Consider the following 21,444-nt stretch of genomic DNA (forward strand, 5'->3'; position numbering starts at 1 on the left):
CCGCTAGGTCAGGAACCCATCCACGCCAGCGGTCCGGCGCCGCACGTCGCGCTGCCGGTGAGTGTGGGTTCGGCCACATTCACCTTGATCTCGTAGGCCAGCCCTTGCAGCGCGGACAGCGTGTGAGTGCCCGACTTACCCGGCTTCCACTGAATGGTCGCGACGCCGTTCACGGGCTTGACCGGACTGCCAGGGATGATCAGCGCGTTGTCGTAGAACCAGACCTCGAGCCAGTGGTTCACCCGGGCGGTGACCTGGTACACGCAGCCGGCCTGAAGCACCCGGCCGTCTACGGACAGATCCTCGATGGTCGCCGCCGCCTGCGGTGCGGCCATGACCGCCGCGCAGGTCACGACGGTCGCCGCGGCGAAGCCTGCGGCCAGACGGCGGACGGGTCGGAATCTCATGAGCTCACTCCTCGACGGCGCTTTCGATGCGACTGCGCGAACTGTATCGAGCGTCCAGTACACCCGTGGCGAATTCGGGAAAAAACTGAAACATGTGTCAGTCAGACCGATCGCGACATGTGACGATCACCCCATCGCCGCAGCTCGCGCACCCAGAATCCATACGTACACTGGGCCGGGTGCTACACACCGACCCCGAGGAATCGACACCGACACGCCACGCGTTCCACGCCTATATCGACGTGGCCGTCGTCGTCGTCGTCCTCGCGGGCACCAACCTCATCGCGCATTTCACCACCGCGTGGGCCAGCATCGTCACCGTTCCGATCGCAGCGCTCGCCCTGCTGGTCCTGGTGCGCCGCCGCGGACTCGGCTGGTACGAACTCGGACTCTCACCGCGCCACTGGCGGCGCGGCACGCTCTACGCCCTGGCCGCGGTCGGCGTCGTGCTCGCGGCCGTGGCAATCGGCGCGCTACTGCCTGCCACCCGGCCGTTCTTCCTCGCCGACCGTTACGCCACCATCTCCGGCGCACTGATCGCGTCCATGATCGTGATCCCCTTGCAGACCGTCATTCCCGAGGAGCTCGCCTTCCGCGGCGTCCTGCACGGAACCCTCGACCGCGTGTACGGGGCGCGCGGCGTCTTCGCCGCGGGCTCACTGCTGTTCGGGCTCTGGCACGTCGCCTCGTCACTGGGTCTGACCACGAACAATCGCGGACTCGGCGGATTGCTCGGCGGCGGCGTCACCGGGCAGATCGCCGGTATCGCGCTCGCGGTGGCCGCCACCGCCCTCGCGGGGGTCGTGTTCACTTGGCTGCGGCGGCGCAGCGGCAGCCTGCTCGCCCCGATCGCACTGCACTGGTCGGTCAACGGCGCGGGCGCGCTCGCCGCCGCCGTCGTCTGGCACACGACACTGAGCTGAGCGCCGCGCGCGTCCGGGCAATCCACCGGCGACAACGCGCATTCGGCCATTCGGCACAGCGCGCCGCGCATCGCGCGATTCGTATTCACCTCCCCCGTCCCGCGATTCGGGTCCGATCACGACGAATCTCGTCCACATCACACGGATCACGATGGAAGCCCACCGTCGAGAGCCGGATAAATCACCCGGGAGAACACCGTCGCGAATCGCGCGAATGTTCGAACACGACACGGGTTGGCATTGACCGGGGCGGGCGGCCGGATTACTCTCACTGCGATCAAACATATGTTCGAGAAGAGCTGTCGCCACCGATGAATCGGGACGATACCCGTTTCAGGGAAGGTTCGCGATGTCCGACGAAGAGTCGACCGGGAATTCCGAGATCGCCGCCCTCGCACACCGCGTCGCGACCGCGCGTGGCAAACTGCCGCTCCAGCACGACACCGCATTGGTCGAGGTGCTGTCCGACGACGAGATCCAGGCCGAACGCGAACTCGCGGAATGGATACGCTCGCAGCGACGCGGACAACGGCGCCGCGCCGTCCTCGACGAACTCGCCGCCGAGAAGCGCGACCGCCGCACCGGCGCCGCCATCCGCCGCGCCGACGAGGAGGACGCCCGCTGGCATCGCCGCGCGCTCGCCGCCCGCCGCCGGGTCGCCAACCAGGACGCTCGACTGGCCCAGCTGTACCGCCGCGCCGAATGGTCCTCGCGCGCCCTCATCGGCGTCGTCGTCCTCGGCATGGTCTGGGCGGGTGTCAATGTCCAGCACAATCTGGTACCCAGCGGCGATATGACCGATCCGCTGTACTGGCTCAGCTACGGCATCGAAGCCATGATCTCCATCCCGATCATCACGATCATGGTGGTCGCCACCACCGCCGCCCGCTGGGGCCGTGAACTGCCACGCGGCAAGGTCGTCTTCTTCGAAACCGCCCTGCTCGGCACCACGGTCGCCCTCAACACCGGTCCGCACCTGTCCGCCGGACACTGGGGCAAGGCCGCCGAATTCGCCATCGCCCCCGTCATGGTCGGTGTGGTGATCTGGTTGCACGCCTGGGTTTCCGCGCGATATGCCCAGCTCATCGATAGCGTGCCGATGGCAAAGGAGCCCGAGGCGGCCCCGCACCGAGCGGCCGAATTCCCCGAGCCCCCGTCCCCCGCCGTACCGGATCGCGCCGCTCCCGAGGAACCGCTGCGGTACTCGATCCCGATGAAGTCGCTGACCAATGGCTTCACCCTCACCGCCGCCGGACCCAACGGGACCGATCGCAATGCGGACACGGTCGCGGCGAACGGCGCGGCGCCGCACGGGTTCCCGGACAGCGGTTCGCCGAGTGGCGGTTCGCGCAACGGGCACGCGGTCAACGGTTTCGACGGCTCCACTCTCGGCCCGAATCGCAATGGATCGGACTTCGAGGCCGATCCCAACGGACATGCGCTGTCCGGCGGCGACTCGTGGCAGGTCGACGAATCCGGCGGCGTGGCGTCGCGGAGAGGTCCGCGCACCGGGCCCGCGGCCGACGACTTCGACGGAAGCGCCGCGCGCGAGGGGCTCGGCCACAAGGGTTTTCGACCCGGCGGCGGGCGTTCCGGCGACGGACGCGATATCCGGTCGGCCGACGGCGTCGACGGTGGCGGCCCGCCCCCGGGCAAGAGACGCAACGGGAACGAGCACGGGCACGGTCCCGAGGGGCGGTCGCCCTCGGCGCGCTGGGTCGAGCAGCGTTCCGCCTTCGCTCCCGAACTGGTAGCGGTCTCCGATACCCGCCAGGCCGGATCGCCGCACACGGCGCGGGCGAACGGCCGCACACTGCGCACACCCAATGGCAAGGTCGCCCACAGCCCCGACGATTCGGTTCCTCATCCTGCGGGTGCGGTCGGCACCGCCACGCTCACCGACGGTTCGGTCAGCCATCGCGACCCCGCCGTCCCGGACTCGTCCCGGCGATCCCCATCCATCCACAATCGAACCGCTCTCGACGCAGCGACGGACTCCGCCACCCGCCCGGCCGACGGCGCGACGGACGCTGTGCCTCTCCACCCGATCGGCCGTGCCACCGGCTCGGTGACCTCACTCGCCTACGAACGAGCGGCCCGCGCGCAGGCAAGAAGCGGGCATCCGGCCGGCACCGCACTCGCCACCGCCTCAGTTCCCGCCACCGCCTCCGTTCCCGACACCGACGCGTTATCGGAAACCCCCGCACCGCATCTCGTTCCGGTGACCGGTGAATCCGCCGCCGAAACTCGTCCCCCCGTATCCTCCCGCGAGGACGCGCCCACCGACATCCCGTTGATTCCGCTCGAGGACCTCTCCACTGTCACGCCCGCGCGGACTTCCGAAGTCCAGTCATCCCGGGTGAACGCCGAAGCGCCCGCGGTCGCTCGCACCGAGGATTCGCGACGCGGTGCCGAGACCGCCGCGGCCTCGGGACAGCTCGTCCTCGAAGCCGACCCCGGCCCCGAACCGCGGCATCCGCGCATCACCCTCGACGCCATCGCCGCCGCGCGCGACGCGGTCGCCCGGGAGACCGACGACGACTTCGACGGTACGGACATGATCGAGCCGGATATGGACGGTGAAGGGGATGTGGAAATCTGGTCGGTGGCGCGGGCCATCTGCGAGCGCGGACTTTCACGCATGCCTGCGGCGCAGGTCGCCGAGGTGCTCACCCTCGCCGATCAGTCGTGGACTCCCGCGGGGATCGGCAACGAGGTCGGCGTGCCCACCTCGGCGGTCACCCGAATCCTCGAGGCGGTAGCCAAGGTTCGCCGCCCGCAATTCGGCTGATTTCGGCGCGGCCACCGGAATGCGATGGCTCTCGGAAATCTCCGGATCAGCGAGGATCGCTCATTCGGTGAATCCCGCGTGGCGGAGCAGATATTCGGTGAGCGGCACATAGTGTTCGGCCGGGCGGATGCCGTCGTCCAGCGGGACGGTGGCCACGATCTTGCCCTCGACCTGCCCCGCGAACAGCGCCGGATCGTTGCAGTCGGCGAATCCGACGGTGTCGATGCCCGCCTCACCCGCCGCACCCGCCCAACCGTGGTCGGCGATCACCAGATCCGGCCACGGTCCGTTCGCGAGTTCGCGCAGCATGACGCGCATGGGCCGCGGATCGTGAGTGTGCGCGGGTTCGCCCGCCGCGCCCACCAGCGCCGCGACCCCCGAGGTGTAGCACAGCTCACGGTAGGGCGAGCCGTGGTATTCCTCGGCCGCGTAGGACCATCCGGCCGATGGCGTAAGCACGGTGCAACCCGCCGCGCGCAGCCGATCCTCGATCGCCCGGTACACGCCCATCAAGGTGCCCGGATGTCCGGTGGCGAGCATCACCGTCTGCCGGTCACGCGCCGCCGCGCCGATTCGCTCGCCCATGGACTCCAGCGCGCCGATGGTCAGATACGGATCGATGGTGTCGATTCCGCGCAGATGGCGCGGGTCGGGATGTACCCCGCACAGCCGCGCCATCATGTCGAGGGTTTCCTCGAAGGTCCAATCGCTCAGCGCCAGGCCGAATTGATGGCGCGGATCCTTGGCCGCCATCCTTCGAAAGTGTTCGAGGTTGCCTTCCCGGGGAGTGGCGACCTCCCCCGCGATCCCGGTCCGCACCAACTGCGCGCACAGCGCGTCTCGATCAATCCGTTCGAATCCCACTCCCGAACCTCCGCGTCGACGTGCACCGATCACCCATAGCCAGCAAACCAGAAGGTCCGGTCCGCCGCGTGTCGAGCGGCATCACTATCCCCGCCCCAGAACCGTTCCACCACATCGGCAGTCGTATCGGGACACCTGATTCGCGCTTCGTTCCCGATCATCCCGGGAACGGCGAAGGCCCGCCTCCCGGGAGGGACGCGGGCCTTCGGATTCGACCTCTGCCGAGAGAGGGGCTACTTGGCCCTCTCCAGGACCTCGACCAGCCGCCAGCGCTTGGTGGCGGACAGGGGGCGGGTCTCCATGAGCTGAACGCGGTCGCCGATGCCTGCGATCTCGTTCTCGTCGTGGGCCTTCACCTTCGAGGTGGTGCGGATGATCTTGCCGTAGAGCGGATGCCGGTGACGGTCCTCCAGCTCGACGACGATCGTCTTGTTCATCTTGTCGGAGACGACGTAACCGCTACGAACCTTGCGGCTGCCGCGCTCCCCTTTCAGCTTGTCGCTCATGCTGCTTCCTTTCGGCCTGCTCGGGCGCTCTTCGTGGCCACGCAAGTTACCTCCTGCGAGCGCTGACCGTTCACGCCGCGTCTCCCTCACCAGCGGGTCCGGTGGCCAGGCCGAGCTCACGCTCACGCATGACCGTGTAGATGCGCGCGATCTCGTGACGGACCACACGCAGCCGACGGTTGTTGTCCAACTGACCCGTGGCCATCTGGAAGCGCAGGTTGAACAGCTCTTCCTTCGACTCACGCAGGCGGGAGACGAGTTCGTCCTCGGTGAGCTCGCGGAGCTCTGCGGCCGGTGTTCCGGTAGCCATCAGAACTGCTCCTCCCTGGTCACGATCCTGCACTTCATCGGGAGCTTGTGCATCGCGCGGCGCAGGGCCTCACGAGCGATCTCCTCGTTCGGGTACGACATCTCGAACATCACGCGACCGGGCTTGACGTTCGCGATCCACCACTCCGGCGAACCCTTACCGGAACCCATGCGGGTCTCGGCGGGCTTCTTGGTGAGCGGACGATCCGGGTAGATGTTGATCCAGATCTTGCCGCCACGCTTGATGTGGCGGGTCATCGCGATACGCGCCGACTCGATCTGCCGGTTGGTCACGTACGCCGGTTCCAGCGCCTGGATTCCGTACTCGCCGAACGCCACCGAGGTGCCGCCCTTGGCCATGCCGGACCGGCCGGGGTGATGCTGCTTGCGGTGCTTGACCTTGCGAGGCATCAGCATTGCGTCAGCCCTCCTGTGTCTCTGCTGCCGGAGCCTCCGCCACAGCGGTGGCGGCGCGCCCGGCCTCGGTGCTGGTCGCCGTGGTGCCGGCGGAACCGGACCGACGCGGACGGCTCGGACGCTCGCGGCGCGGGCGCTCACGATCACGATCGCGATCGCCCGACGGAGCGGCCACGGCGGTCAGCTCGCGCTTGCCGCCGACGATGTCGCCCTTGTAGATCCAGACCTTCACGCCGATGCGACCGAAGGTGGTCTTGGCCTCGTAGAGGCCGTAGTCGATGTCGGCACGCAGCGTGTGCAGCGGAACCCGACCCTCGCGGTAGAACTCCGAGCGCGACATTTCGGCGCCGCCGAGGCGGCCCGAGCACTGCACGCGGATGCCCTTGACGTTCGGCGAACGCATGGCCGACTGGATGGCCTTGCGCATCGCGCGACGGAACGCCACACGGTTGGACAGCTGTTCGGCCACACCCTGGGCGACGAGCTGGGCATCCGATTCGGGGTTCTTGACCTCGAGGATGTTCAGCTGCACCTGCTTGCCGGTGAGCTTCTCCAGCTCGGCGCGGATGCGGTCGGCCTCGGCGCCGCGACGGCCGATCACGATGCCAGGACGCGCGGTGTGGATGTCCACCCGCACGCGGTCACGGGTGCGCTCGATCTCGACCTTCGAGATGCCCGCGCGCTCCATGCCGGTGGCGAGGAGCTTGCGGATGGCAACGTCTTCCTTCACGTAGTCCGCGTACTGCTTGTCCGCGTACCAACGCGACTTCCAATCGGTGGTGATACCGAGGCGGAAGCCGTGGGGATTGATCTTCTGTCCCATTTACTTTGCCCCTCCCTTCCGGCGGCTGCGAGCAGCATGGGAGGTTCCCGGCACGCTCTCGACCTCGATGGTGATGTGGCTGGTGCGCTTGCGAATACGGAACGCGCGGCCCTGCGCCCGCGGCTGGAACCGCTTCATGGTGGCGCCCTCGTCGACGTAGGCCGACGAGATGACCAGCGTGGACGGGTTCAGGCCGAGGTTGTTCTCGGCGTTGGCCGCCGCGCTGGCCACGACCTTGGCGACCGGCTCGCTCGCGGCCTGCGGCGCGAACCTGAGAATCGCCAGGGCGTCGTCGACCCGCTTGCCGCGAACCATGTCCACGACACGACGAGCCTTCATCGGGGTCACACGAACGTGCTTGGCGGTCGCGCGCGCGGTCGGGTTGGGCGCCGTCAGCAGTGCTTGATTGCTCTTCGCTTCGCTCATCGCCGCTTGCTCTTCCGATCTTCCTTGACGTGGCTCTTGAACGTGCGGGTGGGCGCGAACTCACCCAGCTTGTGCCCGACCATGGATTCCGAGACGAACACCGGCACGTGCTTGCGGCCGTCGTGGACGGCGAAGGTGTGACCGATGAAATCGGGGATGATGGTCGAACGGCGGGACCAGGTCTTGATGACCTGCTTGGTGCCCTTCTCGTTCTGCACGTCCACCTTCGCGAGGAGGTGGTTGTCGACGAACGGGCCCTTCTTGAGGCTGCGTGGCATTTCTTACCTCCTCCTTCAGCGCTTCTTGCCGGTCTTGCGACGGCGGACGATGAGCTTGTCGCTCGGACGGTTGGGTTTACGGGTGCGGCCCTCCGGCTGACCCCACGGCGAGACCGGGTGGCGACCACCGGAGGTCTTGCCCTCACCACCACCGTGCGGGTGGTCGACGGGGTTCATGACGACACCGCGGACCGTGGGACGACGGCCCTTCCAGCGCATACGACCGGCCTTGCCCCAGTTGATGTTCGACTGTTCGGCATTGCCGACCTCGCCGACGGTGGCGCGGCAGCGCACGTCGACGCGGCGGATCTCACCGGAGGGCATACGCAGCGTGGCGTAGGGGCCTTCCTTGCCGAGCAACTGGATGCTCATACCGGCCGAGCGGGCCAGCTTGGCGCCGCCGCCGGGACGCAACTCCACCGCGTGGATGGTGGTACCGGTGGGGATGTTGCGCAGCGGCAGGTTGTTACCCGGCTTGATGTCGGCGGTGGGGCCGGACTCGATCGGGGTGCCCTGCGTCACGCCCTTGGGGGCGATGATGTAGCGCTTCTCGCCGTCCACGTAGTGCAGCAGCGCGATGTTGGCGGTGCGGTTGGGGTCGTACTCGATGTGCGCGACCTTGGCCGGGATGCCGTCCTTGTCCAGCCGACGGAAGTCGATCAGACGGTAGGCGCGCTTGTGGCCGCCGCCGCGGTGGCGGGTGGTGATCCGGCCGTGCGCGTTACGGCCACCGCTCTTGGTCAGCGGACGCAGCAGCGACTTCTCCGGGGTGGACCGGGTGATCTCGGCGAAGTCCGAGACGGACGACCCGCGCCTACCAGGGGTTGTCGGCTTGTACTTACGAATTGCCATGAGTTCTTCTCTACTTTCTGGAATCCCGTCCGCTTACGCGACCGGGCCTCCGAAGATCTCGATGGGCTTGCTGTCGGCCGAGATGGTCACGAGCGCGCGCTTGGTGTCCTTGCGCTTGCCGTAACCGAAGCGGGTCCGCTTGCGCTTGCCCTGACGGTTGGCGGTGTTGACGCTGGTCACCTTCACACCGAAAACCTTCTCGACGGCGATCTTGATCTGCGTCTTGTTGGAGTCCGGGTGCACGATGAAGGTGTAGGTGCCTTCCTCGATCAGTCCGTAGGACTTCTCCGAGATGACCGGCGCCAGCAGGATGTCGCGGGGGTCGGCGATGGTGGTCACTTGCTCTCCTCCTGAACAGCGGTGCCGGGCTGCTCATCCTGGGCCGACTCCGTCGGACCGTGCACGAAGGCATTGAGAGCCTCGACGCTGAACACCACTTCGTCGCTGTAGAGCACGTCGTAGGTGTTGAGCTGATCCGGTGCGATCGGCAGCACGTTCTGCAGGTTCGCCACGCTCTTCCAGGCGGCGACGTCCTCGCGGCCGACGACGACCAGGAACTTCTTGCGATCCGAGAGCTCGGACAGGAAGGTCTTGGCGGTCTTGGTCGACGGGGTCTGCCCGGCCACCAGTTCGGTGATCACGTGGATGCGTTCGTTGCGGGCCCGGTCCGACAGTGCGCTACGCAGGGCGGCGGCCTTCATCTTCTTGGGGGTGCGCTGGCTGTAGTCGCGCGGCTGCGGGCCGTGCACGGTGCCACCGCCGGTGAACTGCGGCGCGCGGGTCGAGCCCTGACGGGCGCGGCCGGTGCCCTTCTGCCGGTACGGCTTCTTGCCGCCGCCGGAGACCGCGCCGCGGGTCTTGGTCGCGTGGGTGCCCTGGCGGGCCGCGGCCAGCTGGGCGACGACGACCTGGTGCATCAGCGCGATATTGGCCTCGACATCGAAGATCTCCGCGGGGAGGTCGACGGTGCCGTTGGTCTTGCCGCCGATCTCCTTGACCGGGAGGCTCAGATTGGCGGACTTCTTCGCGGCATCCACTTTTTCGGTATTCACGCTCATGCGTGCGCACCACCCTTCACGGCGCTCTTGACGATCACGACGCCGCCCTTGCGACCCGGGATCGCTCCCTTGATCAGCAGCAGGCCGTTCTCGGCGTCCACCTTGTGAACCGACAGGTTCTGGGTGGTGACGCGGTCGTTGCCCATGCGGCCCGACATGCGCATGCCCTTGAACACGCGGCCGGGGGTGGCGCAGCCACCGATGGAACCCGGGCGGCGGTGCACGGCCTGCGCACCGTGCGAGGCGCCCTGGCCACGGAAGCCGTGGCGCTTCATGGTGCCCGCGAAGCCCTTGCCCTTGCTGGTGCCGGTGACGTCGACGTAGGAACCTTCTTCGAAGACGTCGGCGGAGATCTCCTGGCCGACCTCGAAGGTGGAGGCGTCCGCGACGCGGATCTCGGCGACATGGCGGCGCGGGGTGACATCGGCCTTGGCGAAGTGGCCGGAGACCGGCTTGTTCACCTTGCGCGGGTCGATGGCGCCGAAGGCGACCTGGACGGCGCTGTAGCCGTCGCGCTCCACGGTGCGGATCTGAGTGACGACGTTCGGACCCGCCTTGATGACGGTGACCGGAACGACGCGGTTCTTCTCGTCGAAGACCTGGGTCATGCCGAGCTTGGTGCCCAGAATGCCCGCCGCGGGCCTGCTCTTTCGGTCGAGGTTGCTCTCAGTCATTCGATTTCCTACCGCCGTCACTGAATGTTGACGTCGACGCTGGCCGGCAGGTCGATGCGCATGAGCGCGTCGACCGTCTTCGGCGTCGGGTCGAGGATGTCGATCAGCCGCTTGTGCGTGCGCATCTCGAAGTGTTCGCGCGAGTCCTTGTACTTGTGCGGCGAACGGATGACGCAGTACACGTTCTTCTCGGTGGGCAACGGCACCGGGCCGACGACACGGGCCCCGGTCCGGGTCACCGTCTCGACGATCTTGCGCGCGGACGCGTCGATCGCCTCGTGGTCGTAGGCCTTCAGCCTGATGCGGATCTTTTGTCCCGCCACGCTTAGTGTCCTTTTCTCCGCTTACGTTCGTGGCCCGGTAGCCGAGGCTCCCGTACCACCCTCATTTGCACAGCCCGAACACACGTTGAGACTCTCAGTGAGACCTCGACCGGGACGCGCCCGATCCTCGCCGCTGTTCATCTGTCATGGTTCTCCGGTACACGCGGTCGGGCGTGTCGCTCGGCCGCTCATTCCTGTGCCCGGATCGAAAACTTCATCTCGGACCTGGAACGTGTGTCCCGGACGTACCCGCGCCGTCGAGCGGCGGGGTACACGATGGTGTACTGCCTGCCTCGCCGGTTCGACATCCTGTTCACGGGGAACGGACATGACCCGGTGCAAGGCAACCCGAACAGTATGCCCGATGGCCACCGGACACTTCAAATCCACCCCCCGCCCGCGCCGGGACAGGAACTTACTTTCGAGTAAGATATCCCCCATGTCGAAAGAGACCGCGACCTACCGTGGCTGGAAGAAGCTGCCGAACAATCGGCTGGGGCACACCCTGTTCTCCTTGGGCATGGTGGCCCGGGTGCCGTACTTCGGCACGGTGCTGCCCACCGTCGTCCGCCTCGAACCCGGGATGTGCGAGGTCACCGCGCCCAAGTGGTTCGGTATCCACAATCATCTCGGCACCTACCACGCGATCGCGGCCTGCAATCTGGCCGAGATCGCGATGGGGATGCTCAGCGAGGCGACGGTGCCCGGGACGCACCGCTGGATTCCCAAGGCCATGAACGTGCGGTACCTGGCGAAGGCCGAGACCGGGCTGCGTGCGGTCGCCGAACTCGCGCCGCTGCCGGATTTCGCGGCGATCACCGAGGGCGCCGAGGTGGTGGTCCCGGTGTCGGTCTACGACAAGCACGGTGTCGAGGTCGTACACGCCGACATCACCACCTGGGTCACGCCCAAGTAGCACGGGCCGACGGCGACGCGCCGCGGCAGTGTGGTTCGCCACCGGTGGTTGCACACGCCGAATCCCGTCGATTGAATGCCCCTATGAGTGACAGCGCTGTCCGCGAATTCGACCTCGCCGTGGTCGGTCTCGGCCCCACCGGCCGGGCGCTGGCCCACCGGGCGATGCGCGCCGGATTCCGTGTCGCCGCCGTCGACCCGCGTCCCGAACGCCTGTGGCCGCCCACCTTCTCCTGCTGGGTCGACGAACTGCCGGGTTGGTTGCCCGACACCGTGATCGCCACTCGGATACCCGCCCCCACGGTGTGGACACGCACCGAACACCGCATCGAACGCCCCTACTGCGTGCTGTCCAAGTCCGGTCTGCACGCCGCGCTCCCGCTGGACGACGCGACGGTCTTCGCCGCGCGGGCCACCCGGATCGAGGCCACCGAGGTCACCCTGTCCGATGGCGTAACCCTGCGCGCGGCAACGGTTTTCGATACCCGCGGACTGCCCGCCCTCGGCCGCCGCCGCGCCGCGAGCGCGCACGGCATCTTCGTCGACGAGCGGGTCGCCGCACCGATGGTGGCCGAGAACGAGGGTCTGCTACTGGACTGGCGGCCGGAGAACGGCGCGGGCCCCGACGAACCGCCCTCGTTCCTCTACGCGGTACCCCTCGGCGACGGCACGGTGATCTTCGAGGAGACCAGCCTCGGCCTGCGCGGCGGCATGCCCCAGCGCGAACTGCGCAAGCGCACCCTCGCGCGGCTGGCCGCCCACGGTATCCGCCTCACCGGCGACGAACCGAGCGAGGCCGCGCACTATCCGCTCGACCAGGCCCCGCCACCGCGCGGAACCGGACGGCCCATCCCCTTCGGCTCGCGCGGCGGCATGATGCACCCGTGCACCGGCTACAGCGTGGCCGACTCGCTGGCGCTGGTCGACACCGCCGTGGCCGCGCTACTCGACGGCCGCCACCCCGTGGCCGCGCTCTGGCCGTGGCGGGCGCGGCTGGTCTACTGGATGCGCATGCGCGGCCTATACGGCCTCGGTCGCCTCACCACCGACCAGTCCATCGCCATGTTCGAGGCGTTCTTCACCGAATCCGAACGCGGTCGGCACGCCCTGCTGTCGGCCCACGACGACTACACCGCGCTGGGCGCGGTCCTGTTCAACACCGTGGCCCACACCTGGCCGTTCCGCTGGCGCTACGACCTGGTCGGCTGGACCAACCGCGACCGCTGGCTCGACCACGACTTCACCGACAGTTCCGAGCGGAATCCCCGAATCACCCCGTGACGGCTCCGACAAGACGCAGGACAATTATTCGAACTCGCCGGTGTCCAACGTCAGCGCGAAGGGCGCGGGCAGCTCGAGCGGCTTGCCGAAGGGAACGCGGATCTCTTGTCGATAGTCGATGAGATCGCCCGCGCCTCCGGGTTCCCCGAACAGCGTGACCGATTCGATGTGACGATCGACGAGCAGGTACAGCGGTACCCCGCCCCGCGCGTAGCAGTACCTCTTGCCTGTTCGATCACGATCCGGGTTGCTGCTGGTCACCTCGACAACCATCAGTACCTTGTCGACCGGCATCCACGCATCTTCGCCCTTGAAGGCACGCACCGGCGCGAAGACGCCATCCGGGATGAGATGGTTCTTGACGCACAATCCGCCCCTGTCGAGCAGGAGGCCTTTGTTTCCGGAGAAGTCCACGTCGAGGACCGAATGTTTCGTGACCTGCCGATTGACGGACGCGATGATGTCTTCGTGGTCGCCCCGCGGCGGCGGTGTCACGAGTATCTCCCCCTCGATCAGTTCGGCTCGGAATCCTTCAGGAGTCTCCAGCGCATGAAAGCCCTCCAGTAGTACTTCTGCCGGATCCCTCTCGGGTTCATGCACGGTAGCTGCGGTCACTGCTCACACCTCCCTCTGTCTTGTGTCCCCAGCATACGGATACCGCTGGTCATCGCGATATATACCGACCGACCAGCTGGATCGGTTCCGGTTCAGGCACCGGTCTCCGCGGCGCGGCGGTAGCCACGGATGGCCGGGTAGGCGAAGACGGCGACGAGGCCGATCGTCCAGGCGACGGTCTTCCACAGTGGTTCGGCCACCGGGCCGCCGTAGGACAGGCCGCGCATGGCGTCGATGGCACAGCTCATGGGCTGGTTCTCGACCACGTCCTGCAACCAGACCGGGTAGGCCCCGACGGGGACGAAGCCGGTGTTGAAGAACATGAGCAGGGTGTTGACGATGCCGACGACACTGACCAGCATCACCCCCTCGGTGATCGTGGCGAGCGCGGTGACCAGGACCGCGAAGCCGACGCCGAACAGCACGGGTATGCCGATCATGGCCAGCGCCGCGAGCGGACCCTGGTCGAAGCGGAAGCCGATGACGAAGCCGACCGCGATCACGAACAGCGTCGTGACCAGCACGCGCACGGCCTCGGCCAGCAGCCGCCCGGTAAGCCCGGCGGCGCGGTGCACGGGCATGGTCCAGAACCGGCCGAGCAGTCCGGTGGCCTTCTCGACCTTGAAGCCCAAGGCGCTCACCACCGCACCCGCCATCGCCGCGACCAGCGTGATCATCGGCACCTGACCGTAGACGGCCGGTTTGCCGGTGGCGTCGCTGATGGCGTTGCCGAGTACGACGTGGAACATGAGCAGGGTCACGGCCGGGTAGACCACCGTCTGGATGGTGGTCGCCGGGTCGCGCGCCCACCCGTACAGCAGTCGCTTGCACTGGATGAGGCTGTGCGTGACCCAGGTGGCGAATCCGCCCTCCGAGGGCGGGTCGGCGACGACGGGCAGCGGTTCGTGCGCCCGCGCGGATTCCACCATTTCCTCCGTTTTCACGATCTCCGCCGTACTCATGACCGCCTCACACTCGCCCAGACCGCGAACGGGATGAACACGATCGCCAAACCGCCCAGCCACACCAGCGGAACCCACAGCACATGCATGCTGACCCCGTCGGCGGCCATATCCCGCATGGCGAAGGAGAACTGGGAGATCGGCTGATTGCGCACGAACGGCCTGATCCACTCGGGGAAACTCTTCTCCGGCACGAATCCGCAGGACAGCATGCCGAAGATGATGGTCGGCAGGGTCAGCGCCTGACTCAGCGATTCGGGACTCTTGGTCAGGCTGCCGAGTCCGTCCGCGCCGATGGCGAGCACCGTGCCGACCGCGATCGAGAAGGCGCAGAACAGCACGGCCTGCCCGATGCCCGCGTGGAAGCGGAAGCCGATCATGTAGCCGAACAGCAGCGCGCCGACCAGCGACGTGCACGACCGCACCAGGCCTGCGCTGATACGGGACGACAGTGGCACGAGGGTGCCGATGGGCATGGTCTGCAATCGGGTGCTGAGTCCGGTCAACGCCTCGAAGGCGGACAGTTGCGCATTCGACATCATGGTGAATGCCATCGTCTGGAGCACGATGACCGGCATGACGAACTGGGCGTAGTCGATGCCCTGGAACTTCATGACGAAACGCAGGGGCAGGTAGAAGCCGAGGGTGAACACCAAAGGGGTGACGAAGGCGACGATGAGTTCGCCCTTGGTCGCCATCGTCCACACCACCCGGCCCGTCAGCGCCCGCCACTGCGCGAACGAGTTGGGGTGCGCGACGGGCAGCGCCGCGAACAGCGCGTCCGGTTCGGGATGGTGTTCGGGGCGTTCGGCGGTCGCGGCCGTCATGCGTGCGATCCCGAATGTCCGGTGATGGACAGGAAGACATCGTCGAGCGACGGCCTGCGCAGACCGATATCGGCCAGGTCGACGCCCACGTAGTCCAGTCGGCGCAGCGCCTCGGCGAGGGTGACCGCGCCGTCGGGGGCCGGAATGGACAACCGGTCGGCGCCGTCGAGTTCGGCTGCCACCGCGGGCGGGACCAGGTCACCGAGGGCGTCGGCGGCGCGCTGCAACTGGGTGGGGTCGAGCGGGACGACCTCGCAGTAGCTGCCGCCGGTCTTCTCCTTGAGCTCGTCGGCGGTGCCCTCGGCGATGACGGTGCCCTTGTCGATGACGATGACGCGGTCGCTGAGGATATCGGCTTCCTCGAGGTACTGGGTGGTCAGCAGAACCGTGATGCCCTGTTCCTTGAGGATCCGCACCAGATCCCACACACCCTGGCGGCTGCGCGGGTCGAGGCCGGTGGTGGGTTCGTCGAGGAAGACCACCTCGGGCCGCACGACGAGTCCGCAGGCGATGTCGACGCGCCTGCGCATACCGCCGGAGTAGTTGCGCACCGCGCGGCGGCCCGCGCTCACCAGGTCGAACTGTTCGAGCAGGTCGTCGGCGCGGCGACGGGCGGCGGACCGGCCGAGGCCCATGAGTCGGCCGAACAGCTCCAGGTTCTCGCGGCCGGACAGATTCTCGTCGAGCGCCGCGTACTGGCCGGTCATCATGATCGAGCGGCGAACGCCTGCCGGGTCCGCGAGCACATCGTGGCCCGCGACGGTCGCGGTGCCCGAATCCGGGCGCAGCAGTGTCGACAGGATCTTGACGGTCGTGGTCTTGCCCGCGCCGTTGGGCCCGAGGATGCCGAGCACGGTGGCCTTGGCCGCGGTGAAACTGATGCCGCGCAACGCTTCGACCTCGCCGAAGGATTTCCGTACGTCTTGCACGACGACCGCCGGATCACTCCCGTGCGAATCTGCTTGGTTCTGGCTCGGCATCAACTCTCCACTATCGGCCGGGTACGGCGATCTCACGCGGGCGCGCACGGCAGCGTGCACACCCTCCGGTGAAGATCGGACCGCTCGGCGTGATGTTACCGGCCCGCTCCCGCGCCACGGGGCGAGCAGCGGTATCCCACCGGAACCACGACTAACTGTGTTGTTCGTCACATTTTGATCCCCGACTCGGTCCGTGGCAGGATCACCGCTGGTCCGGCTGTCATGGGGCAGTGCTATGGCGGCGCGGACGTCTTGTCGGCGTCGGCGTGCCGCCCATAATCTGCAAGAAGGGGTATCGACGTACTCACCTGTCGGCGGGGTCGCTGCACACCGGGTGAGTGCCAGGGCGGGATGACTGCGAAGAGGTGACCATGTCCGAGTCCACGCAGCCGCGAGTGGCGCTGTTCCCGGGAGGATCAGGCCGATCGTCCGTGCTGACTTCCTACGATCCGCGCACCGGCGAGGTCGTCGGAAGCTATGCCGTCATGGGAACAAACGAACTGAGCCGCACCGTGCGTGCCGCGCGTTCGGCCGAAAAGTGGTGGGCGGAATTGAGTTTCGCCGCCCGAAAGCGATGGCTACTGGATTGGAAGCGCGACATCGCGAGCCGGGCAGGGGAATTGGTCGAGATCATCTGCGAGGAGACCGGAAAGCCGGAGGCGGACGCGGTGATCGAGGTGATGCTCGCCGTGGAGAACCTCGACTGGGCGGCCCGCAATGCCGGACGCGCGCTCGGCAGGCGCGCACTCGGCTCTAGCTGGCTGACCCGCAATCAGCGGGCATCGGTCGGATACCTGCCACTCGGCGTCGTCGGCGTGCTAGGTCCTTGGAACAACCCGGTTTTCACGCCGATGGGATCGATCGCCTACGCCATGGCGGCGGGCAACACGGTGGTGTTCAAACCGCACGAGCTGACCACCGGGGTCGGGGTGTGGCTGGCCGAGAGCTGGCAGCGGCTCTCCTCCGACCAGCCGGTATTGCAGGTGGTGACCGGCGACAAGGTGACCGGTGCGGCGCTGTGCCTGGCCGACATCGACAAGATCGCCTATGCCGGGTCGGAAACCGGTGCGCGCGAGGTTATCTCGGCGTGCGCCCAGTCCATGACCCCGGTCGTGGTCGAACGCGGCGGCAAGGGCTCGATGGTGGTGCACGTCGACGCCAAACTCGACGACGCCGCCGAGGCCGCGGTCTTCGGCGCGATGGCCAACGCCGGGCAGAATCCCACCGGCATCCAGCGCGTGTACGTGGCGGATTCGGTCTACGACAGGTTCCTCGAACTCGCCGCCCAATACGCCCGGCGGCTTCGGCCCGGGGCCGACCGGCGCGCCTCCTACGGCCCGATGGTGCTGGAGGAGCAGGTCGACGTGGTGCGCAAACAGGTTCGCGACGCGCTTGCGCGCGGCGGCAGGGCCGTCGTCGGCGGACTCGACTCGATTCGGGAACCGTATATCGAACCGATCGTGCTGGCCGAAGTGCCCGAGGAGAGCACGGCGATCACCGGCGAGGCGATCGGGCCGGTGCTGATCGTGAACCGGATCTCGACCATGGACGAGGCCGCCGAACGGATCAACGCCACCGGCAACGGCATCGCGGTCTCGGTGTTCACCCGCGACGTGCGCAGCGTGGACGCCTTCGCCGAACGACTACGCGTCGGCGTGGTGACCATAAACTCCTCCACCGCCTACGCCAGTATTCCGGCGCTGCCCTACGGCGGAGTGGGTGAATACGGTCAGGGACACAGCCACGGCGACCTCGGACTGCGGGAATTCAGCCGGACCATGGCGGTGGCCCGCAAGCGGTACCGCGCGCCGGTCGACCTGTCCACCTTCGACCGTCATCCCCGGCATCTGCGACTGGCCAAAAGCATATTCCGCCTGCGGCACGCGCACCGGGCCTGACCGGCCCCGCGGTCCGCGCTCAGCCGAGGAGCACGGCCTCCATGAGCGCGGTCATGCGAGCCAATTGCTCTGGGCGGGAATCGAATCGGACGAATCTGCCCACGTCGATGATCTGACCGATGGCGGCGTGGACGCGAAACCGCGCCTCGGTCGGGTCGCCGTCGAGCAGATTGGCCCACTCCTGCACGTTCTGGCGTTGCAGGGCGCGCAGTTTGTGCTGTTCGGCAGGCGGCAGATTGCTGAACTCCGCGTAGTAGACCGGCATGATCTCCGGCATGGCGAAGGTCAGTTTGGCCTGGCGTTCGGCGATGCCGCGTACCGCGTCGGGCGGGCTGGTGGCCTCGGCGAGCGCCTCCGTGATGGCCATCGCGACCCGGTCTCCGGTGCGGTAGAAGGCCGCGGCGAGCAGATCGGATTTGCTGGTGAAGTAGCGGTAGACGCTGGAGGCGTTGATGCCGACCGCGGCGCCGATCTCCTCGATGCTGGCCTCGTGATAGCCCTGCCTGCCGAAGATGCGGATGGCCTCGGTGAGCAACTGTTCGCGTTTGGAGGTGACCGGGAGGCCCTTGTTGACCGGCCCCGGTTCGGGCGGCGGCGGGGCGGGCGGCAGGTCGGTGCGCACGAGTGCCCAGCACATCTGGTTCAGCAGCGGCAGCAGCCGCGCCCCGGACAGCGCGGTGCGGTGCGCGGAGATGCTGGCGAGCGCGCTGAGCACCGCGGCGGCGAGCATGGCGATGTCCTGCGGCGAGGCGTCGGGGCGCAGTTCGGCGATGGGCCCGCCGACCGTCGCGTTGAGGTCGTCGTAGATCCGGCGGATGCGCACGCGGTCCTCGCGCTCGAGGTAGCGACGCTCCCACCGGTAGAGGCCGGCCTCGCGACGAATCTCGATGGTGTGTTCGCCGATGGCCTTCACGACCGCGTCGAAGCGGGAGGCGGGTTCGAGTTCGGTATCGTCGGCGGCCTGGGCGACGGCGAGCAGATGCCGGGCCCCCTCCTCGGCGGCGGCCACAAGCAGCGCGTACTTGTTCGCGAAATGCCGGTACAGCGCGGGGCCGGAAATTCCCACCTCGGCGGCGATCTCGTCGACGCCGACCGGGTAATATCCACGCTCGCTGAACGCGCGGGCGGCCGCGCGCACGATCTGCACCTTGCGATCCTTGGGGCGTCGTCGCACCGGCTTGGCCGCGTCGGCGCCCGCCCCCTCGGCACGGCGCGCGGGAGCGAGATCGACCTCGCTGCGTTCCGCGACCATGCATCACTCCGTTCTCCGACTGCGTCGCGTTCCGTGAGGCGCTGCTCTACGGGACGACACCCCTTTTCGGGTTCACACTGTGTGTTGACAGCGCCCGACAAGTCAACCTAAGTTAACCACAATTCGCAATGTTAACCATCATTCGTATTGTGATGCCGGTCGAATGGCAGACCAGGAGCAGAAGATGAGCAATACCGATTCCGCAACCGCGGCCCGCTTCTCCGCGGTCAAGGACGGGAAGATCCTGCGTGTCACCATCACCAACCCCAAGCGTAAGAACGCCGTGGACTACGACACGATGGTCGCCCTGGGCGACACGTTCCTCGAGGCCGCGCAGGACCGCTCGGTGCGGGTGATCGTGCTCGCCGGCGAGGGCGGCGACTTCTGCACCGGCGCGGACCTGTCCTCCTCGGCGGCCGAGGCCCAGCGCGGCATCACCTCCGAGATGGTCATGGACGCCGCCAACCGGCTCGTCAAATCCATTGTGGACAGCCCGGTCCCGGTCATCGCGCGAATCAAGGGCGCGGCGGCGGGCGTCGGCGTCGGCATCGCACTCGCGGCCGACCTCGTCTACGCCGAGACCGATTCCTACCTGCTGCTCGCCTTCATCAATATCGGTCTCATGCCCGACGGCGGCGCGGCCGCGATGGTCGCCGCCGCGGCCGGGCGCCCGCTGGCCGCGGAGATGGCGCTGCTCGGTGAGCGCCTGCCCGCGACGCAGGCCAAACAGGCCGGACTGTTCACCGCCGTGCTCACCGGCGCGGAATTGGACGCCAAGGTGGAGGCCGCCGCGCAGAAACTGGCCGCGGGTCCGCGCCGGGCGCTGGAGCTGACCAAGCAGGCCCTCAACGCGGTCACCCTGTCGGGCCTGGACGGCGCGCTGGCCGCCGAGAAGGCCGGACAGTCCGAGCTGCTGGTCTCACCGGACTTCATCGAGGGCGCGACCGCGATGCTCACCAAGCGCAAGGCGGTCTTCGCCGACTAAGTGTGGTCCCCGCCACACTCGACCCAGCGATCGGCGACTATGTTGATCGGCTATGACATACCTGGTTACCGGAGCAACTGGGTTCATCGGTCGATTCCTCGTCCCGCAGTTGCTGCGTCGCGACGGCGATATCCACGTCCTGGTTCGCCCCGGCCTCGACTCGGCGGATCGGTTCACCTGCTGCGCCCGGGAATGGGGCGGCGGTGACCGCATCCGCCCGGTGCGCGGCGACCTCGGCGCCCCCGGACTCGGCATCGACCCCGCCTGGATCGCCGAACACCGCGGCCGCATCGACCACATCGTCCACCTCGCCGCGAGCTACGACCTGATCGAGGGCGGCGGGGGCACCCGACATGTGGTCGACGTCGCCCGCGACCTGGAAGCCGTTCTGCTACACCACGTCTCGACCGTCGAGGTGGCGGGGATGTTCGAGGGACTGTTCACCGAGGACATGTTCGACGTCGGCCAGACCCTGACGACCCCCTTGCAGCGCGCCAAATACGAGGCCGAGCGCATCGTGCGCGAGTCGGAGTCGGCGTGGCGCGTCTACCGGCCCTCGATCGTCATCGGCCACTCACGCACCGGCGAGATCGACCGGATCGACGGGCCGTACTACTTCTTCCGCCTGCTGCGCATGGCCGCCCAATTACCGCGCCTGCTGCCGATCCTGGTCCCCGAACTGGGCGAAACCAATATGGTCCCGGTGGATTTCGTGGCTCGCGCCCTCGACCACCTTGTGCACCAGCCGCTGCCGCCCTCGACCACGTACCACCTGGTCGACCCGCGCAGACAGAGCGCGGCCGACGCGCTGAACCTGTTCGCGGACGAGGCGGGGGCGCCGCATCTGCTCGAGGTGATGCCCAAGCGCAGTCTGGCCGTGCTGCTGCGGGTGCCCGGCGCGAAGTGGCTGCTCCCACGTGTCGGCGTACCGCAGGATGTGTTGGCGCACAGCGAGTTCACCTGCTGGTTCGACTGCCGCCGCACCACCGCGGCGCTGGCAGGCTCCGATATCAAGGTGCCGCCGCTGGCCGGTTACGCGCCGCTGATCTGGAAGTACTGGGCCGAGAACTGGGTCTAG

The 21,444-nt window shown here is 67.7% G+C and carries 25 protein-coding genes; 7 read left to right on the forward strand and 18 right to left on the reverse strand.

All coding sequences use genetic code 11. From position 1 onward, the window contains the following. Positions 1 to 8: 8 nt before the first annotated feature. Positions 9 to 407: a hypothetical protein gene (locus APZ21_RS25695; RefSeq protein WP_054815854.1), complete on the reverse strand. Its 399-nt coding sequence runs from the start codon at positions 405 to 407 to the stop codon at positions 9 to 11. A gap of 179 nt (positions 408 to 586) precedes the next feature. On the opposite strand from APZ21_RS25695, the gene APZ21_RS25700 reads away from it, so the two are divergent. Both APZ21_RS25700 and APZ21_RS25705 read left to right on the forward strand, forming a co-directional pair. Further along, positions 587 to 1,330 carry a CPBP family intramembrane glutamic endopeptidase gene (locus APZ21_RS25700; RefSeq protein ID WP_239476809.1) on the forward strand — a complete coding sequence of 248 codons (744 nt, stop codon included), beginning with the start codon at positions 587 to 589 and terminating at the stop codon, positions 1,328 to 1,330. Between the two features lie 349 nt (positions 1,331 to 1,679). Further along, positions 1,680 to 4,121 (forward strand): hypothetical protein, encoded by a 2,442-nt coding sequence (locus APZ21_RS25705; protein WP_054815855.1) that lies wholly within the window; start codon positions 1,680 to 1,682, stop codon positions 4,119 to 4,121. Positions 4,122 to 4,181: 60 nt separating this feature from the next. On the opposite strand, the gene APZ21_RS25710 is transcribed toward APZ21_RS25705, so the two are convergent. From APZ21_RS25710 to rpsJ, 12 genes are all read right to left on the reverse strand, one after another. Further along, positions 4,182 to 4,985: a phosphatase gene (locus tag APZ21_RS25710; protein ID WP_204249157.1), complete on the reverse strand. Its 804-nt coding sequence runs from the start codon at positions 4,983 to 4,985 to the stop codon at positions 4,182 to 4,184. A 233-nt stretch (positions 4,986 to 5,218) separates the two neighbouring features. After that, entirely contained in the window at positions 5,219 to 5,611 is a 393-nt protein-coding gene (gene rpsQ, locus APZ21_RS25715) for a 30S ribosomal protein S17 (RefSeq protein WP_371852302.1), read from the reverse strand. Beyond that, positions 5,562 to 5,801, reverse strand: coding sequence for a 50S ribosomal protein L29 (rpmC, locus tag APZ21_RS25720; RefSeq protein WP_054815857.1), 240 nt, complete (start codon positions 5,799 to 5,801; stop codon positions 5,562 to 5,564). Before rpmC ends, rpsQ begins: the two co-directional genes overlap by 50 nt. Then, the gene (rplP, locus tag APZ21_RS25725) at positions 5,801 to 6,217 is read right to left on the reverse strand and encodes a 50S ribosomal protein L16 (protein ID WP_054815858.1); all 417 of its coding nucleotides are present in this window, start codon (positions 6,215 to 6,217) and stop codon (positions 5,801 to 5,803) included. Before rplP ends, rpmC begins: the two co-directional genes overlap by 1 nt. A 4-nt stretch (positions 6,218 to 6,221) precedes the next feature. Next, complete coding sequence (gene rpsC, locus APZ21_RS25730; RefSeq protein WP_054815859.1) at positions 6,222 to 7,040, reverse strand: 30S ribosomal protein S3; 819 nt, start codon at positions 7,038 to 7,040, stop codon at positions 6,222 to 6,224. Continuing rightward, positions 7,041 to 7,466, reverse strand: coding sequence for a 50S ribosomal protein L22 (gene rplV / locus APZ21_RS25735; protein WP_054815860.1), 426 nt, complete (start codon positions 7,464 to 7,466; stop codon positions 7,041 to 7,043). After that, the gene (rpsS, locus tag APZ21_RS25740; RefSeq protein ID WP_054815861.1) at positions 7,463 to 7,744 is read right to left on the reverse strand and encodes a 30S ribosomal protein S19; all 282 of its coding nucleotides are present in this window, start codon (positions 7,742 to 7,744) and stop codon (positions 7,463 to 7,465) included. The genes rplV and rpsS overlap by 4 nt, the downstream gene beginning before the upstream one ends. 15 nt (positions 7,745 to 7,759) lie before the next feature. Further along, a complete protein-coding gene (gene rplB, locus APZ21_RS25745; protein ID WP_054815862.1) occupies positions 7,760 to 8,596 on the reverse strand; it encodes a 50S ribosomal protein L2 in 837 nt (278 codons plus the stop codon). A gap of 33 nt (positions 8,597 to 8,629) precedes the next feature. Further along, positions 8,630 to 8,935 (reverse strand): 50S ribosomal protein L23, encoded by a 306-nt coding sequence (rplW, locus tag APZ21_RS25750; protein WP_040686547.1) that lies wholly within the window; start codon positions 8,933 to 8,935, stop codon positions 8,630 to 8,632. Beyond that, positions 8,932 to 9,654, reverse strand: a complete 723-nt coding sequence (rplD, locus tag APZ21_RS25755) for a 50S ribosomal protein L4 (RefSeq protein WP_156371331.1) — start codon at positions 9,652 to 9,654, stop codon at positions 8,932 to 8,934. Before rplD ends, rplW begins: the two co-directional genes overlap by 4 nt. Further along, positions 9,651 to 10,328, reverse strand: a complete 678-nt coding sequence (rplC, locus tag APZ21_RS25760) for a 50S ribosomal protein L3 (protein WP_054815863.1) — start codon at positions 10,326 to 10,328, stop codon at positions 9,651 to 9,653. The genes rplD and rplC overlap by 4 nt, the downstream gene beginning before the upstream one ends. A 17-nt stretch (positions 10,329 to 10,345) precedes the next feature. Continuing rightward, positions 10,346 to 10,651, reverse strand: coding sequence for a 30S ribosomal protein S10 (rpsJ, locus tag APZ21_RS25765; RefSeq protein ID WP_003938093.1), 306 nt, complete (start codon positions 10,649 to 10,651; stop codon positions 10,346 to 10,348). Positions 10,652 to 11,090: 439 nt separating this feature from the next. Between rpsJ and APZ21_RS25770 the strand changes: the two genes are divergently transcribed. After that, complete coding sequence (locus tag APZ21_RS25770) at positions 11,091 to 11,567, forward strand: hotdog fold domain-containing protein (RefSeq protein WP_054815864.1); 477 nt, start codon at positions 11,091 to 11,093, stop codon at positions 11,565 to 11,567. Positions 11,568 to 11,650: 83 nt separating this feature from the next. Continuing rightward, entirely contained in the window at positions 11,651 to 12,847 is a 1,197-nt protein-coding gene (locus tag APZ21_RS25775) for a lycopene cyclase family protein (protein ID WP_054815865.1), read from the forward strand. Between the two features lie 24 nt (positions 12,848 to 12,871). Here APZ21_RS25775 and APZ21_RS25780 read toward each other — a convergent pair whose 3' ends face one another. From APZ21_RS25780 to APZ21_RS25795, 4 genes are all read right to left on the reverse strand, one after another. Further along, the gene (locus APZ21_RS25780) at positions 12,872 to 13,462 is read right to left on the reverse strand and encodes a Uma2 family endonuclease (RefSeq protein WP_054815866.1); all 591 of its coding nucleotides are present in this window, start codon (positions 13,460 to 13,462) and stop codon (positions 12,872 to 12,874) included. Positions 13,463 to 13,554: 92 nt separating this feature from the next. After that, complete coding sequence (locus APZ21_RS25785; protein WP_054815867.1) at positions 13,555 to 14,424, reverse strand: ABC transporter permease; 870 nt, start codon at positions 14,422 to 14,424, stop codon at positions 13,555 to 13,557. Next, entirely contained in the window at positions 14,421 to 15,251 is an 831-nt protein-coding gene (locus APZ21_RS25790; RefSeq protein ID WP_054815868.1) for an ABC transporter permease, read from the reverse strand. Before APZ21_RS25790 ends, APZ21_RS25785 begins: the two co-directional genes overlap by 4 nt. Next, positions 15,248 to 16,231, reverse strand: coding sequence for a daunorubicin/doxorubicin resistance ABC transporter ATP-binding protein DrrA (locus APZ21_RS25795; RefSeq protein WP_054815869.1), 984 nt, complete (start codon positions 16,229 to 16,231; stop codon positions 15,248 to 15,250). The genes APZ21_RS25790 and APZ21_RS25795 overlap by 4 nt, the downstream gene beginning before the upstream one ends. 371 nt (positions 16,232 to 16,602) lie before the next feature. Between APZ21_RS25795 and APZ21_RS25800 the strand changes: the two genes are divergently transcribed. Beyond that, complete coding sequence (locus tag APZ21_RS25800) at positions 16,603 to 18,129, forward strand: aldehyde dehydrogenase family protein (RefSeq protein WP_082393457.1); 1,527 nt, start codon at positions 16,603 to 16,605, stop codon at positions 18,127 to 18,129. A gap of 19 nt (positions 18,130 to 18,148) precedes the next feature. Here APZ21_RS25800 and APZ21_RS25805 read toward each other — a convergent pair whose 3' ends face one another. Next, a complete protein-coding gene (locus APZ21_RS25805) occupies positions 18,149 to 19,381 on the reverse strand; it encodes a TetR/AcrR family transcriptional regulator (protein ID WP_054815870.1) in 1,233 nt (410 codons plus the stop codon). A 184-nt stretch (positions 19,382 to 19,565) separates the two neighbouring features. On the opposite strand from APZ21_RS25805, the gene APZ21_RS25810 reads away from it, so the two are divergent. Both APZ21_RS25810 and APZ21_RS25815 read left to right on the forward strand, forming a co-directional pair. Further along, positions 19,566 to 20,366 carry an enoyl-CoA hydratase-related protein gene (locus APZ21_RS25810; protein ID WP_054815891.1) on the forward strand — a complete coding sequence of 267 codons (801 nt, stop codon included), beginning with the start codon at positions 19,566 to 19,568 and terminating at the stop codon, positions 20,364 to 20,366. Between the two features lie 52 nt (positions 20,367 to 20,418). After that, complete coding sequence (locus tag APZ21_RS25815; protein WP_054815871.1) at positions 20,419 to 21,444, forward strand: SDR family oxidoreductase; 1,026 nt, start codon at positions 20,419 to 20,421, stop codon at positions 21,442 to 21,444.

The organism is Nocardia arizonensis, assembly GCF_001310275.1.
Taxonomy (GTDB): domain Bacteria; phylum Actinomycetota; class Actinomycetes; order Mycobacteriales; family Mycobacteriaceae; genus Nocardia; species Nocardia arizonensis.

Bases quoted from the DNA above. Each gene is read 5' to 3' on its own strand.
- rplP (WP_054815858.1), bottom strand. From the start codon at position 6,217: ATGCTGATGCCTCGCAAGGTCAAGCACCGCAAGCAGCATCACCCCGGC.
- APZ21_RS25795 (WP_054815869.1), bottom strand. From the start codon at position 16,231: ATGCCGAGCCAGAACCAAGCAGATTCGCACGGGAGTGATCCGGCGGTC.
- APZ21_RS25695 (WP_054815854.1), bottom strand. From the start codon at position 407: ATGAGATTCCGACCCGTCCGCCGTCTGGCCGCAGGCTTCGCCGCGGCG.
- rpmC (WP_054815857.1), bottom strand. From the start codon at position 5,801: ATGGCTACCGGAACACCGGCCGCAGAGCTCCGCGAGCTCACCGAGGAC.
- APZ21_RS25770 (WP_054815864.1), top strand. From the start codon at position 11,091: ATGTCGAAAGAGACCGCGACCTACCGTGGCTGGAAGAAGCTGCCGAAC.
- APZ21_RS25790 (WP_054815868.1), bottom strand. From the start codon at position 15,251: ATGACGGCCGCGACCGCCGAACGCCCCGAACACCATCCCGAACCGGAC.
- APZ21_RS25810 (WP_054815891.1), top strand. From the start codon at position 19,566: ATGAGCAATACCGATTCCGCAACCGCGGCCCGCTTCTCCGCGGTCAAG.
- APZ21_RS25805 (WP_054815870.1), bottom strand. From the start codon at position 19,381: ATGGTCGCGGAACGCAGCGAGGTCGATCTCGCTCCCGCGCGCCGTGCC.
- rplC (WP_054815863.1), bottom strand. From the start codon at position 10,328: ATGACTGAGAGCAACCTCGACCGAAAGAGCAGGCCCGCGGCGGGCATT.
- APZ21_RS25815 (WP_054815871.1), top strand. From the start codon at position 20,419: ATGACATACCTGGTTACCGGAGCAACTGGGTTCATCGGTCGATTCCTC.
- APZ21_RS25775 (WP_054815865.1), top strand. From the start codon at position 11,651: ATGAGTGACAGCGCTGTCCGCGAATTCGACCTCGCCGTGGTCGGTCTC.
- rplB (WP_054815862.1), bottom strand. From the start codon at position 8,596: ATGGCAATTCGTAAGTACAAGCCGACAACCCCTGGTAGGCGCGGGTCG.
- rplD (WP_156371331.1), bottom strand. From the start codon at position 9,654: ATGAGCGTGAATACCGAAAAAGTGGATGCCGCGAAGAAGTCCGCCAAT.
- rpsS (WP_054815861.1), bottom strand. From the start codon at position 7,744: ATGCCACGCAGCCTCAAGAAGGGCCCGTTCGTCGACAACCACCTCCTC.
- rplV (WP_054815860.1), bottom strand. From the start codon at position 7,466: ATGAGCGAAGCGAAGAGCAATCAAGCACTGCTGACGGCGCCCAACCCG.
- APZ21_RS25705 (WP_054815855.1), top strand. From the start codon at position 1,680: ATGTCCGACGAAGAGTCGACCGGGAATTCCGAGATCGCCGCCCTCGCA.
- rpsC (WP_054815859.1), bottom strand. From the start codon at position 7,040: ATGGGACAGAAGATCAATCCCCACGGCTTCCGCCTCGGTATCACCACC.
- APZ21_RS25785 (WP_054815867.1), bottom strand. From the start codon at position 14,424: ATGAGTACGGCGGAGATCGTGAAAACGGAGGAAATGGTGGAATCCGCG.
- APZ21_RS25800 (WP_082393457.1), top strand. From the start codon at position 16,603: ATGTCCGAGTCCACGCAGCCGCGAGTGGCGCTGTTCCCGGGAGGATCA.